Origin of the sequence: Acinetobacter sp. BIGb0196 (assembly GCF_011759595.1) — a bacterium.
GTDB lineage: Bacteria > Pseudomonadota > Gammaproteobacteria > Pseudomonadales > Moraxellaceae > Acinetobacter > Acinetobacter guillouiae.
In genome coordinates this window covers 826,470-840,832 of sequence record NZ_JAAOZA010000002.1, presented here as the reverse complement: position 1 = coordinate 840,832, position 14,363 = coordinate 826,470, and the positions used below count along the sequence as shown (strand labels likewise).

The following is a 14,363-nucleotide window of genomic DNA, read 5'->3' as shown; positions in this document are numbered from 1 at the left end:
TTCACTCCAAATTCTTAAATCTTATCTATAAATGTTTAGTCTTGAGGTCGTTTACTTAATACCTGATCCACTAAACCATATTCTTTTGCTTGCTGTGCAGTCATAAAATTATCACGATCTGTATCTTTAGCGACAGTTTCGTAATCTTGACCACTATGTTCAGCCATTAAACGATTTAAACGTTCTTTGATGAATAAAATTTCACGTGCGTGAATTTCAATATCCGATGCTTGACCACGGAAACCACCCAATGGTTGGTGAATCATCACACGCGCATTTTCCAAGCAATAACGCTTACCTTTTGCACCAGCATTTAATAAGAAAGCCCCCATAGATGCAGCTTGACCCATACAATAGGTCACTACATCAGGCTTAATAAATTGCATAGTATCGTAAATTGCCATACCCGCAGTCACTGAACCACCAGGTGAATTGATATATAAATGGATATCTTTATCTGGATTTTCAGCTTCTAAAAACAGCATTTGCGCGACAATAAGATTCGCCATGTTGTCTTCAACTTCACCAGTTAAAAAAATCACACGTTCACGTAAAAGACGTGAAAAAATATCGAAAGAACGCTCACCACGTGAAGATTGTTCTACGACTACTGGCACCAAAGCGCTTTCAATTGATGGAACATACATACGTTATTTATTCCTGAATTCTTGTTACTTCACTCATGTTCACAATATGAGGGATAATTGCTGAAAATGCAAAATATTCCCAACTTAATATCAGATATTTTTTGCATAAGTATTGTGAATGGAATGATTAAATCCATGTTTAAGCTCATAAAAAAAGGCGCCAAAGCGCCTTTTTTTAGATCAAACAACTTAGCCTTGTTGGCGCGCTTGTTGCTCTTTTAACAAATCTTGGTAGCTAACAACTTCATCAGTTACTTTAGCAGCAGCTAAGATATGATCAACAACTTGATCTTCTAACACTACGCCTTCGATTTGAGCACGTTGTTGCTTATCAGTTTTGAAATATTCAATCACTTCAGTCGGATCTTCATAAGAAGAAGCCATATCTTCGATATAAGCATCAACACGTGATTGATCTACTTCAAGTTTAGCATCAGCCAATACTTTGCTTACCAATACACCAAGTTTAACTGCTTTTTCAGCTTGTTCTTTGAACAATTCATCAGGAAGCATGCTGCTGTCAAATGCTTTAGCACCTTGAGCACCAAACTGCTGAGTAAATTGTTGAATCATTTGTTGACGTTGACGGTCAATTTCTTGAGCCAACATAGATTCAGGAACTTCTACGTCATTTGCAGCAACAAGTGCATCAAAAGTTGCACCTTTCACTTGGTTACGTAGGCCATTTTTAACTTCACGTTCCATGTTTTTGCGAACGTCAGCTTTTAATTTCTCTACGCCTTCTTCTTCAGTTAAACCGAAGATTTTAAGGAATTCAGCATCAATTTCAGGAAGTTTTTGTTTTTCAACAAGTTTAACTGTGATTTTGAATTGAGCTGCTTTACCTGCTAAGTTTTCAGCTTGATAGTCTTCAGGGAAAGTTACATCAATCACTTTCTCTTCGCCTTTCTTCATACCAACGATACCGTCTTCGAAGCCAGGGATCATACGACCAGAACCTAAAACAAGTTTAAAGTCTTCAGCAGCACCGCCTTCAAACTTCTCACCATCAACAGTACCTTCAAAATCGAAAGTTACTTGCATGTCTTTTTTAGCCATGCCTTTAGTTTCAGTCCATTCAGCGCGTTGCTTTTGAAGGTTTTCAAGCATTGCATCAACGTCTTTATCTGTTACTTCAGATGATTTACGTGATACTTCAAGACCTTCAAATTTAGCTTCAACTTCAGGATAAACTTCAACTGTAGCTTGATAAACTAAAGCATCATCTTTGTTTTCAACTTTGTCGATGTTTGGCATACCAACAGCGTTGATTTTTTCTTGTTGAATTGCTTCAAATACTGTGTCACGAATGATGTCGTTTACAACTTCTTGGTAAATACCAGCGCCGTATTCACGACGTACAACGTTTACTGGCACTTTACCTTGACGGAAGCCGTTGATCTTCACAGTTTTGGCAGTGCGTTTCAAGCGAGCTTCAAACTGCTCGTTAATACGGCTCGTCGGTACAGATACATTTAAACGACGGGCAACGCCCGAAACCGCTTCAGAAGTTACTTGCATGGCTTCCTCGATAGAATTTAATAATTACAGTTTTTCAAAAAGTGCCACATTATATGACAACATTTGAATATATACAAAACACCTGTGTAAATCATTTTATTTCGGTCACGGATTTCCCCATTATGCCGCTTTTTTAAACCAATCCCCTTCTTTGTAATCAAAAGCCAGAAATCCGCATATTTTGAGAAATTTACCAAATTCAAATGCTTTAGTGACAATAGAATAAATTTATTTACATTTTGAAATATCTAGAAATAAAACTAAATAAATAAAATTCAAAAAGTTAAGTGAAAATTCAACATATTTTCAATTCATTTTCTCATCATAAACTTTTAAAACTATCGACAAATTCAATTTCAAACAGATGAAATAAACAATAAGAATCATTATTATTCGCATACAAATTTGCACTACTCTTAGTGAGTTTAAGTATGTCTTTTATCAAATCACGCAAAAAGATTGTTACTACAGCAATCGCTTCATCTCTTTCAGTTATTGCAACGTCAGCCATCGCTCAAGACGAAATTGCAAAGCTTCCAACAATTAAAGCACAAGCAACGACTGAACAAGGTTTAAAAGTAGATCAGTCTGCCAATACAAAATTTGTTGCGCCACTTTTGGATACACCTAAATCTGTATCTGTTATTTCAAAACAGCTGATTCAAGATACTCAAGTAACAACACTTGCAGATGCACTTCGTACAGTTCCAGGAATTACCCTTGGCGCTGGTGAAGGTGGTAACCCAAATGGCGACCGTCCATTTATTCGTGGTTATAACTCTGAAAGTTCGATGTATATTGATGGGGTTCGTAACTCAACTTCTCAAAACCGTGAAATGTTTGCTATCGAGCAAGTAGAAGTCACTAAAGGTTCTGCTTCAGCAATGGGTGGTGCTGGAACTTCTGGTGGTAGCATCAATATGATTTCTAAAGTCGCTAAAAAAGGAGACTTTTTAGAAGGTTCTGTTGCTGGTGGTACAGATGATTACCAACGTATTACCCTAGATGGTAATAAAGACTTTGGCAATGGGATTGCTGCTCGTGTCGCTGTGATGGGTCATCATAATGAAAAGGCTGGTCAAGACGATGGCACTGAATATAAACGTGCAGGTATTGCACCAAGTATTACTTTTGGCTTAGACACTGCGACTCGTGCAACGTTAAGTTACTACTATTTAAAGTCAGACGATACACCAGATTCGGGTGTTCCATATCAATATGATACAACTAAAAAAGCAACCGTAGGTAAGCCTGTAGATGTTAAGCAAGGTATTTATTATGGTTGGTTAGATCGTGATTTCCAAAAACAAGAAAATCAAAACGGTACATTAAAGTTAGAACATGACCTTACTGATAGCCTCACTTTAAGTAATACGGCCGTTTATAGTAAATCAAAAAATAATTATTTATGGACTCAACCTGATGACAGCCAAGGAAATATTGTCAATGGAAAGGTTTGGCGCCGTGTAAACACCAATCTTACCAGCACAGACAGTTTTACTGATCAATTGGCTTTAACAGGTAAATTGAATACGGGTGCTTTCAAACATAAATTTAATGTGGGTGCAGAATACTCTAAACAAGATTCTGATCGTGGAACAAATATTGTTACTGATCCAAATACATCAAAAATTGGTGGTAGTTCAAGTAATAACAATGCAAATAACGCATGTTCACTCACAAATTCGAATGGCTGGTGTACTGACTTAAATAATCCTAATTCTCATGATGCATGGTTAGGCAATGTAAAAGCCAATCCGAATGTCACCAATATTACCTCTAAAACACAATCAATCTATGCTTTAGACAATATTGAAATCACGCCTCAGTGGTTACTTGATCTTGGTATCCGTTGGGATAAATTCGAAACGGACATGAAATATAATCAAGATTCAGGTTCAGGTGCTACAGCAATTAAAGCTGGTACACATTATAACTCTGACAATGATTTCTTTAACTATCAATTGGGTGTGACATTTAAGCCAGCTGATAATGGTTCTATTTACTTAAGCTATGCGACTTCTGCGAATCCTGTTGGTGTAGATGCAGGTGATGGTTCTGAAGGAATCAGTGTTCCTGGTCGTAATACGTCGGATGAACAATCACGTGCAATTAATAACTTAAAGCCAGAAGAAGTTAAAACCTATGAAATTGGAACAAAATGGGATCTTTTGGGTAATAAGTTAAACTTAACTGCTGCTATTTTCCGTACTGAAAAAGAAAATACACGTGCTTTAGACACAGACGGTTTTACGCGCAATATCGGTGAAACTCGTGTTGATGGTATAGAATTAGGTGCTAATGGTAATATTACCAACAAATGGGCAATCAGTGCTGGCTATACCTATCTAGATAGTGAAATCGTAGATGCTGGTTTTACAAAAAACAGTGATGGAAGTTACTCTCCTAGCTCAACAAATGGTAATCAAGTTCAAAACGTTGCTAAAAACTCCGCAACACTTTGGACGACTTACCAAGTGCTTCCTCAGTTGAATTTAGGTGTTGGTGCAATTGCCATGGACAAAGTTTATGGTGATGCTGCCAATACTAAGTATGTATCTGGCTATGTACGTTATGATGCAATGGCTCGTTACAACGTCAACAAAAATGTTGATTTACAGCTTAATGTAAACAACCTTTCAGACAAGCGTTATTTTACTAAAGCCTATGCATCTCACTATGCAACAGAAGCTGAAGGTCGTAATGCTGTCTTATCAATTAACTTTAAATATTAATAATTAATACTTTAAAAATTAAAGTGAAATGGCTCCTATTCATAGGGGCCATTTTTTACTGATAATTTAGTTCGTTGAATCTTTGATTGAAGAAAATCTCACCGTTATTAACTCTCACTTAAAAATATAGAAAATAACTCTATAATTTCCAATAGTTATTTTTTACCATTCATTAAAAACACTTTAAATTTCAGCAATATGATCAAAATCAATCAATCATATCCCCTATAGTTTTCTTTAATTATCTTTAATAAATTAAACAGTTTTTCCGTATGAATAATCACTTACAGTCATTGTTAATGAAAATAATTATCATTAGAATTCGCATCTAAAGAATTCTGTTACATGATTTAACATTTCCTCCATATTTACTGTACGTTCCTCACACTCATAAATGAATGTGCAGTTATGGAAATTCTAAAGTTACTCTTAGGGATACCTACAATGGCCAATATCAAAAGCCGTAAACATAACAAAGCGAAATCACTTGTTGCTTTAGCTGCTACCCTTCCTTTTATTGCACATGCTGCAACGACTGAGAGTGAACCAGTAAAACTTCCATTGATTACTGTAAAATCTGAAGTGGAAAATACGACATATAAGGCAGATCAGATTAGCTCTCCAAAATATACTCAACCATTACTTGATACACCTCAAACAATTTCCGTAATAAAAAAGGAATTATTACAAGAACAAGGGGCAACATCTTTAGTTGAGGCTTTGCGTAATACACCAGGAATCACATTACAACTTGGTGAAAATGGTAATACCAGTGCTGGTGATGCCTTTCAAATGCGAGGTTTTTCAACCCAAACATCAACTTATGTAGATGGTATTCGTGATCTAGGCGCTATAAGCCGTGATGTATTTAACTTAGAGCAAATTGAAGTCGTCAAAGGACCTTCTGGCTCAGAAGCAGGACGTGGAGCTGCGGCAGGCTATATTAACCTTGTAAGTAAATTACCTTATCTACAAAATAGTCGTTCTATTTCAGCAACCTATAACACTGCTGAACATGCTCGTCTGTCTGCTGATATTAATCAAGCGCTCAATAACAACACTGCTGTTCGCTTAAATGTTATGGGACAAAATGGTGGTATCGAGGGCCGTGACTATATTGAAAACAACAGCTATGCCGTTGCTCCTGCAATTGCTTTCGGTTTAGATACAGATACTCGTTTCTATTTATATTCACAACATGTTCGTCAGCGTAATATTCCAGATGGAGGTATTCCTACCATTGGTCTAAAAGGCTTTTGGAATACAGATTCAGATTTAGCCAAAGCACCTAAAGTTGATCGCGAAAACTATTACGGTCATATCGATGACCATGAAGATGTCGATGCAGATATAGTAACTGCAAAAGTTGAGACAGACCTTACTGAGAATTTAAAATTTACAAATATCTCTCGTTTTGGCAAAACCGAAATGGATCGTGTTTTAACAGGGATCAATACACTAAGCAGAAATAATTCCACGGATCCATCGCAATGGACCATAACCCGCTCTCGCCAAGGTGTAGACCAAGAGAATAAAATTATTGCAAACCAAAGTACAATTAATTGGGGAGTTAAAACAGGCACTATCGAACATGATGTTGTTTTAGGTCTAGAATTATTAAAAGAACAACAATACACAAAAAGCTTATCAACGCAGACACCAGGTACTAAAGCACCAACCACACCAAATGCAAATTTATATCACCCCGATCGATATCAAGTTTTACCAAACTTAGTTGATACAGGTGGCTATTCAAATGGTACGACTGATACAGCAGCTTTATATGCATTCGATACATTGAAATTTGGAGAACGTTTCCAACTCAGTGGTGGTATCCGTGTTGATTATTATGAAACTGATTTCAAAGGTTTATCAGTTGCTACAAATGCAACAACTTTAGCTATCACCAAAACACCAACAAATTTAACAGCAAACGATACTTTGGTCAGCTGGAAACTAGGTGGCTTATTTAAGCCTACAAGCAAAAGTAGTGTTTATGCCGCTTATGCAAAATCGTTAACGCCTCCAGGAAGTGCTAACTTTAGTCTTTCTGCAGAAGGGATTAACAGTGCTGCGGCTAAACCACAAGAAACTAATAATTATGAAATAGGCACAAAGTGGGATTTGCTTAATGACCAATTGGCTGTAACAGCTGCTGCTTATTATACTGAAAATGAAAACCAATTTACTCAAGATGTGATTACTAAAGAATCCATTCAAGAAGGCAAAACGATAGTCAAAGGTATAGAACTCGGTGCAGTTGGTAAAATTACAGATGCATGGAATATTTCTGCTGGTGTTGCTCACATGAAAACTGAGCAAGAAAATCAACTCAGTATTAATGCAACAACTGGTGCAATTACCAAAACGAATAATGTCCGCTGGTCGCCAGAATGGACTGCAAGCTTATGGTCAACTTATGATATTAAAGGCTTTAAAGTTGGTGTTGGTGCACGTTATGTAGATGATCAAAAACGTGTCATCACTGACAGTACTTCACTTGCTGCAATGCCTTCTATTCCAAGCTATGTAGTATTCGATGCTTTAGTCGGTTATACATTCAATAAAAATACATCTGTAAATTTAAATGTCTACAACCTTGCAGATAAAGACTATATCAGTACATTAAATAATGGTGGTGGACGTGTGGTGCTTGGACAACTTCGTTCAGCAGCATTAACGCTGAACTATAAATTCTAAAATTCAATTAAATTTACATTTAGTTGAATGTCAAAAAGTAGTACATTCTCTGTGAATATACTACTTTTTTATTTGCACAAAATATTGTTTCAAGGAGTGATTAAATTCAATGATGCTACATATCCCCGAAGTCTTAAGCAAACAACAAGTTTCTGAGTTTAGAAAATTATTGGAAGATGAAAAACTTTGGGTGAATGGTAGAAACAGTGCAGGCGCTCAGGCACAACAAATTAAAAATAATTTACAAGTTGATGTGCAACATGAAGTCTATCAAATGATTTCCACACAGATTTTAAAAATCCTAAAACAAAACCTTTTAGTTCAATCTGCAGGATTACCAAAACATATTTTACAGCCTATGCTAAATTGCTATCAGGATTCAGGAAACTACGGCAACCATGTTGATAATGCAGTGCAATATTCGTCACTGACAGGACAAATGATCCGTACAGATGTTTCGATGACAATATTCTTATCCGAACCAGATGAATATGAAGGTGGTGAACTGATTGTTGAAGACAACTACGGTAGTCATGAAGTGAAACTTGATGCAGGCGATGCAATTCTCTATCCAGCTACGAGCCTACACCGTGTCGAACCAGTAACGTCTGGACAACGAATTGCCGCTTTTACATGGATGCAAAGCATGGTTAAAGATGATTGGCAACGTAGTATGTTATTTAATTTAGATATCACCATTATCAAACTACGTCAGCAATTGGGTGATAATGAAGAAGTGGTTAGTTTAACCAGTCATTATCATAACTTACTTCGTCAATGGGGCAATTTATGATTTCGACAACAGCAAATACTCCTATTACTCCACTCACTCAAATTCCAGCATATTTACAGACAATTGCGGATTACGAGAAACAAGCAGAACAGCATCTGCCTGAAAACACTTGGCACTACTTGCAAGGTGGGGCGATGGATGAGCAAAGTGTTCAAGAAAACTTACAACAATTTAAAAATATTCAACTGATTCCAAGACTGCTCAATGACTTAACTCAAGGCTCGACAGAGTGTGAAATTTTAGGGCAAAAATTTCCTCATCCAATTTTTCTTGCACCGATTGGACATCAACAATTGTTCCACCCAGAGGGCGAAGCTGCGGCTGCACTGGCAGCCGAAGTTTTAGGAAGTAATATCGTACTGAGTACTTTCACCAATACCGATATGCGAAGTTTAAAACAAGAAAACCCGCTAAAATGGTTCCAACTGTATTGGCAAGGTGATCGTGAAAAATCATTGGCCTTAGTTCGACTCGCAGAACAACAAAATTTTAAAGCGCTTGTGATTACAGTAGATTCACCGCATACAGGGATTCGTGATCGTGAACGTCGGGTGAATTTTCAATTGCCAGAAGGCATGCAACACCCCCATACACCTACCCACATTCCCCTGCCCGAAATTTCTGAGCATCAACATCCTGTATTCAACGGTTTAATGCAAATTGCACCCAAATGGGCAGATATCGAATTTATAATTGCCCATAGCCATTTGCCTGTAATTTTAAAGGGTGTGCTACATCCACTCGATGCAAAAAAAGCAGTCGAAATCGGCGTAAAAGGCTTAATCGTTTCTAATCATGGTGGGCGAGTACTCAATAGCAGTATTTCCCCACTGACCGCCTTAGCAAAAATTAAGGCCGTTGTTCCTCATGATTTTCCTTTACTTTTGGATGGTGGAATCCGTCGTGGTACAGATATATTTAAAGCATTGGCTTTAGGCGCATCTGCAGTGCTGATTGGCCGTCCTGCGATCTACGGGCTCACTGTTGCTGGTGCTTTAGGTGTGGCCCATGTGATTAAAATTTTAAAGGAAGAATTTGAAATTACCATGGCATTAATGGGAACTGCTACCGTAAAAGAAATCAATCAAGAATATATTTTTCAAGATTAAGTCATTCAAAGAAAATTTTTCTCTCAACTGATATTTTTTATGCAAATTAAGGAAATTATTTCCAAGATAATTGTTTTAGAATTAATCTCAAGTTAAACCATTTGTAAGTTATCAGTGTTTAGATTTATCTCGTGTTACCCACGTATAAATTTATGAAAATTTACTGTGTTTTCATCTTAAAAACACTTGTAAATTGAACAGATAGACACAATCTATATTTGTAGTAAGTTGCCTTTACCCAAGAGACGAGCAACAACAACTACACAAGGAGTTACCTCATGATGTTGGCTGATCCAAGTAAAAAATATCGTCGCATGTACCAACGTGTAGACTTGCCTGACCGTCAATGGCCAAATAACGAAATCAATAAAGCGCCAATTTGGATGAGTACCGACCTTCGTGATGGTAACCAAGCGATTTTCGAGCCAATGAACATCGAACAAAAATTCAAAATGTTCGAAATGTTGGTCAAAATTGGCTTTAAGCATATTGAAATTGGCTTTCCTTCAGCATCACAAGTTGATTTTGATTTCACCCGTAAGTTGATTGAAGAAGGTCATATTCCAGATGACGTTTATATCGAAGTCTTGGTGCAAGCGCGTGATCATTTAATTGCACGTACTTTTGAGGCTTTACAAGGTGCAAAACGTGCCATTGTGCATATCTATAACTCAAATTCACCCACTTTCCGTAAAAAAGTATTGAATGTTGATGCCAATGGTGCAAAACAATTGGCAATGAATGCGGCAAGCAAAGTAAAAGAATATGCAGCCAAACAGCCTGAAACTGAATTTATTTTTCAATACAGTCCAGAATGTTTTACAGCAACAGAATTAGAAGTTGCTAAAGATGTTTGCGATGCAGTAACTGAAATTTGGGAAGCATCGCCTGACAATAAAGTTATTTTAAATTTACCTGCAACTGTTGAGGTATCTGGCCCGCATGTCTATGCTGACCAAATCGAATGGATGCATCGTAATTTGCAACGTCGTGATGGTGTGATTATTTCAGTACATTGTCACAATGACCGTGGTTGTGGTATTGCAGCATCTGAGTTAGCGATCATGGCTGGTGCTGATCGTGTTGAAGGTTGCGTATTTGGGAATGGTGAACGTACTGGTAACGTTGACGTTGCTGCAATTGCATTAAACATGTACACACAAGGTGTGGCATGTGAGTTAGATTTCTCAAACATTAATGAGATTATTGCCACAATAGAAGAATGTACTGGCTTGCCTGTACACCCACGTCACCCATATGCTGGTGATTTGGTCTTTACTGCTTTCTCTGGTTCTCACCAAGATGCAATTAAAAAAGGCTTTGAGTTCCAAAAAGACGAAGAAATTTGGGATATGCCTTACTTACCAATCGACCCTAAAGATTTAGGTCGTGATTATGATGCTGTGATCCGTGTCAACTCACAGTCAGGTAAAGGCGGTATTGCGTACTTATTAGAGTCTAACTATAACGTGGTTTTACCTCGTCGCTTACAGATTGAATTCTCACAAATTGTTCAGCAAGTTGCAGATGAAGAAGGTGTTGAAGTTTCAGCTCAACAAATTTGGACCTTGTTTAAAGACACCTATGTTGCTGCAAAAGATGCACACTATTCAGCGAAAAATTATAGATTGTCAGATGAAAATGGTAGCCAAGTGATTGAGCTTGATGTGGTCATCAATGGTGAAACTCAGCGCTTACGTGGTGAAGGGAATGGTCCAATTTCTGCGATTTTAAATGCACTTCAATTACCAATTGATGTCTTAAACTACGAAGAACGCAGTATCAGTTCTGGTGCACATGCAAAAGCATTGGCATTGATCGAACTTCAAGTCCAAGGTACAGGTAAATCTGCATTCGGTGCTGGTGTGCATGACAATATTGTTACCTCTTCAATTGAAGCAATTATAGCGGCAACCAATCGTTTGATTGACCAAGGTGTTTTAAGTACTGAACAAGTCATCGCTGCTGCTGTATAAGCGATATCAGTTAAAAGACTTTAGAAAGGATGCCCCCTAGTGGTATCCTTTCTTTTATTTATTGATGTTATCAAGCAATCTCTTCGAACAGCTTTATATCTTTTAAAAATAATTTAAAGATAAAAAGATACATGGAAATTTCATCCATGATTGTTTGAGATCAGACTGGTGTTGGCGAGTAGTGAACACGTTTGGCGATGAGAAGCAAAGTTTGACAAGATCGCTCTCTGATAAAGCTTAGCTTTTCATTTTTTCGAAAGAAGAATACGTTGAGCCTCAGCAAAGTCAAAACATTCATTGTGACTCTACTCGACATCATCACTCATCCTGAAGTGAACTTTAATGATAAAAGCTATTGTGAAAACCATGGAATATCATTAATTTATTAGCCATACAGATGACTTAGATATCTCTAATATCCGTAATTTATCGACCTTCTAAAATTTTAAGGTGAACATTTCCAGTGTCTTTTCCAGCTGATTCAGTGGGGCTCGTTACTCCACAAAAGTTTGAATTTGAAGAACCGTTAGAGCTTGAGTGTGGTCGAGTATTGCCACGCTATGAAATCATGGTGGAAACCTATGGTGAGCTCAATGCAGATAAATCAAATGGAATTTTGATTTGCCATGCACTTTCAGGACATCATCATGCGGCTGGCTATCACCATGAAGACGATAAAAAAACCGGCTGGTGGGATGCATGTATTGGGCCAGGTAAAGCCATTGATACCTCGAAGTTTTTTGTGGTCGCACTCAACAATATCGGGGGGTGTAGTGGCTCAACAGGACCCACTTCACCTAACCCTGAAAATGAAAATCGCCCATACGGTCCCGACTTTCCATTAGTGACTGTACGTGATTGGGTTAAAACTCAAGCCCTCCTCTCTGACCGCTTAGGGATAGATGTTTGGTATTCAATCATTGGTGGTTCTTTAGGTGGCATGCAGGCTTTACAATGGTCTGTGGACTATCCTGACCGTTTACAAAAATGTGTCATCATTGCCAGCGCACCAAAGCTTTCCGCACAAAATATTGCATTTAACGAAGTGGCACGTCAGTCCATTTTGTCTGATCCAGATTTTCACAATGGCCGCTATTTAGAACTCGATAGTTATCCAAAACGTGGCTTAATTTTGGCACGTATGGTGGGTCATATTACCTACCTTTCTGAAGAAGCCATGAAACAAAAATTTGGCCGTGATTTAAAATCAGGCAAGTTTATGTATGGTTTCGATGTTGAGTTCCAAGTTGAAAGCTATCTGCGTTATCAAGGTGAACAATTCAGTCGTAACTTTGATGCCAATACTTATCTGATCATGACCAAAGCTTTGGATTATTTCGATCCATCACGTGAATATGAACAGTCACTGACTAAAGCATTATCTAATACCAAATGCCGCTTTCTAGTGGTGTCATTTACAACAGACTGGCGTTTTAGCCCAGAACGTTCGCAAGAGATTGTCAACGCCTTGATTACCAATCAAAAACCTGTGAGTTATTTGGATATTGATGCTGAGCAGGGCCATGACTCATTCCTATTCCCTATCCCCTTGTACGTCAAATCCTTACGTGCATTTTTAGGTGGTATTGAACACCTTAATTCAACACCTAAGGAGGCTTTGTAATGCGTATTGACCAACAGCTTGCAGAAAAATGGATCAATGCTGGTGCAAGTGTGCTCGATTTAGGTTGTGGTGATGGCGAATTATTGTCACAAATGAGCAAAAAACAGCAAATTCATGCTTACGGGCTAGAAATCGATCAAGAAAAGATTGCAATTGCCGTCAGCAAAGGGTTAAATATTATACAACAAGACTTAAACCTCGGTTTGGGACGCTTTGCCGACCAGTCTTTTGACTATGTGGTTATGGCACAAGCTTTGCAAGCTGTAGATGCACCTGATGTGCTTCTGCGCGATATGGTGCGTGTGGGGAAACAAGCAATTATTACGTTTCCTAACTTTGCGTATTGGAAAACACGGTCTTTCCTTGCACTGAAAGGCAAGATGCCTGTTTCTGATGCCTTACCGTATATGTGGTACAATACACCTAATATCCACTTATGCACCTTTCGTGATTTTGAAGCATTATGTGCTGAAAATCAGATTCAAATTATTGATCGACTCGCTGTAAATGGGAACCAACAAGGTAGCTTTTTAAGTAAAGCCATACCGAATTTGTTCGGCGAAGTCGCTATTTATCGAGTGAGCGCTCTATGAAGAAATTATTATTAGGCAGTACGTTATTTTTTGGGCTAGTGAGTATTCAAGCCCATGCGGACTATGTACCGCAGCAACAACAATCTGTATCAGCAATGGCAGCACAATATGCACATATGAATGTGACAGATTTGCAAAAAGCAGCGAAAGCTGGCCAACCTGCTGCACAATTTTATTTAGCAACACATTTCCAGGCTGGTACTGGCGGTGTATCTAAAGACCTTAAACAAGCATTTACATGGTTTAAAGCTGCGGCTGACCAAGGTATTTCTGCGGCTCAGTTGAATGTTGGTCGTATGTATGCTGATGGTTTAGGCGTTTCTAAAAGCGAAACATCTGCGCGTCAATACTTTGAAAAAGCAGCGAGCCACGGCGATAACCGTGCAAGCTTTAATCTTGCGGTGATGGAAGAGCAAAAGAAAAACTACATGGGCGCTTATCAGTGGTATGAGCTTTCTACACGTGATGGTATGTTAGACAATAAAGTGATTAACATGTCGCAAACCAAAAAAACTGCTTTGGCTGCTAACTTAACTCAAGACCAAATTCGTACTGCGACACAACGTGCAGATCAATGGATTCAAGCTCAATAATTTGATTTTCATCGATCATAAAAGCACCTTCGGGTGCTTTTTTTACTGCTATCCATTTAAGTATTTCAACTG

Annotated in this window: 10 protein-coding genes; 8 read left to right on the top strand and 2 right to left on the bottom strand. The window is 38.0% G+C overall.

Annotation, left to right across the window (positions count from 1 at the left end):
• Positions 1–35: 35 nt before the first annotated feature.
• Positions 36–647 (bottom strand): ATP-dependent Clp endopeptidase proteolytic subunit ClpP, encoded by a 612-nt coding sequence (gene clpP / locus FHR28_RS16755; RefSeq protein ID WP_004726532.1) that lies wholly within the window; start codon positions 645–647, stop codon positions 36–38.
• A gap of 189 nt (positions 648–836) precedes the next feature.
• Positions 837–2,168, bottom strand: a complete 1,332-nt coding sequence (gene tig / locus FHR28_RS16750; protein ID WP_004726530.1) for a trigger factor — start codon at positions 2,166–2,168, stop codon at positions 837–839.
• 431 nt (positions 2,169–2,599) lie between these two features.
• Here tig and FHR28_RS16745 point away from each other — a divergent pair, with 431 nt between their 5' ends.
• The 8 genes from FHR28_RS16745 to FHR28_RS16710 all read left to right on the top strand — a co-directional run bounded on the left by FHR28_RS16745 (position 2,600) and on the right by FHR28_RS16710 (position 14,291).
• Positions 2,600–4,903, top strand: a complete 2,304-nt coding sequence (locus FHR28_RS16745) for a TonB-dependent receptor (protein WP_166783099.1) — start codon at positions 2,600–2,602, stop codon at positions 4,901–4,903.
• A 444-nt stretch (positions 4,904–5,347) separates the two neighbouring features.
• Positions 5,348–7,603, top strand: a complete 2,256-nt coding sequence (locus FHR28_RS16740; protein WP_105713370.1) for a catecholate siderophore receptor Fiu — start codon at positions 5,348–5,350, stop codon at positions 7,601–7,603.
• 109 nt (positions 7,604–7,712) lie between these two features.
• Positions 7,713–8,396 (top strand): Fe2+-dependent dioxygenase, encoded by a 684-nt coding sequence (locus tag FHR28_RS16735; RefSeq protein ID WP_056514087.1) that lies wholly within the window; start codon positions 7,713–7,715, stop codon positions 8,394–8,396.
• Entirely contained in the window at positions 8,393–9,505 is a 1,113-nt protein-coding gene (locus FHR28_RS16730) for an alpha-hydroxy acid oxidase (RefSeq protein ID WP_166783098.1), read from the top strand. The genes FHR28_RS16735 and FHR28_RS16730 overlap by 4 nt, the downstream gene beginning before the upstream one ends.
• 278 nt (positions 9,506–9,783) lie before the next feature.
• Positions 9,784–11,481, top strand: coding sequence for a 2-isopropylmalate synthase (gene leuA, locus FHR28_RS16725; protein ID WP_004726520.1), 1,698 nt, complete (start codon positions 9,784–9,786; stop codon positions 11,479–11,481).
• A 463-nt stretch (positions 11,482–11,944) separates the two neighbouring features.
• Positions 11,945–13,105, top strand: coding sequence for a homoserine O-succinyltransferase MetX (gene metX / locus FHR28_RS16720; protein WP_004726519.1), 1,161 nt, complete (start codon positions 11,945–11,947; stop codon positions 13,103–13,105).
• On the top strand, positions 13,105–13,698 hold the full coding sequence (gene metW, locus FHR28_RS16715; protein ID WP_004726517.1) for a methionine biosynthesis protein MetW: 594 nt from the start codon (positions 13,105–13,107) through the stop codon (positions 13,696–13,698). Before metX ends, metW begins: the two co-directional genes overlap by 1 nt.
• Positions 13,695–14,291 (top strand): tetratricopeptide repeat protein, encoded by a 597-nt coding sequence (locus FHR28_RS16710; protein ID WP_004726515.1) that lies wholly within the window; start codon positions 13,695–13,697, stop codon positions 14,289–14,291. Before metW ends, FHR28_RS16710 begins: the two co-directional genes overlap by 4 nt.
• Positions 14,292–14,363: the final 72 nt, after the last annotated feature.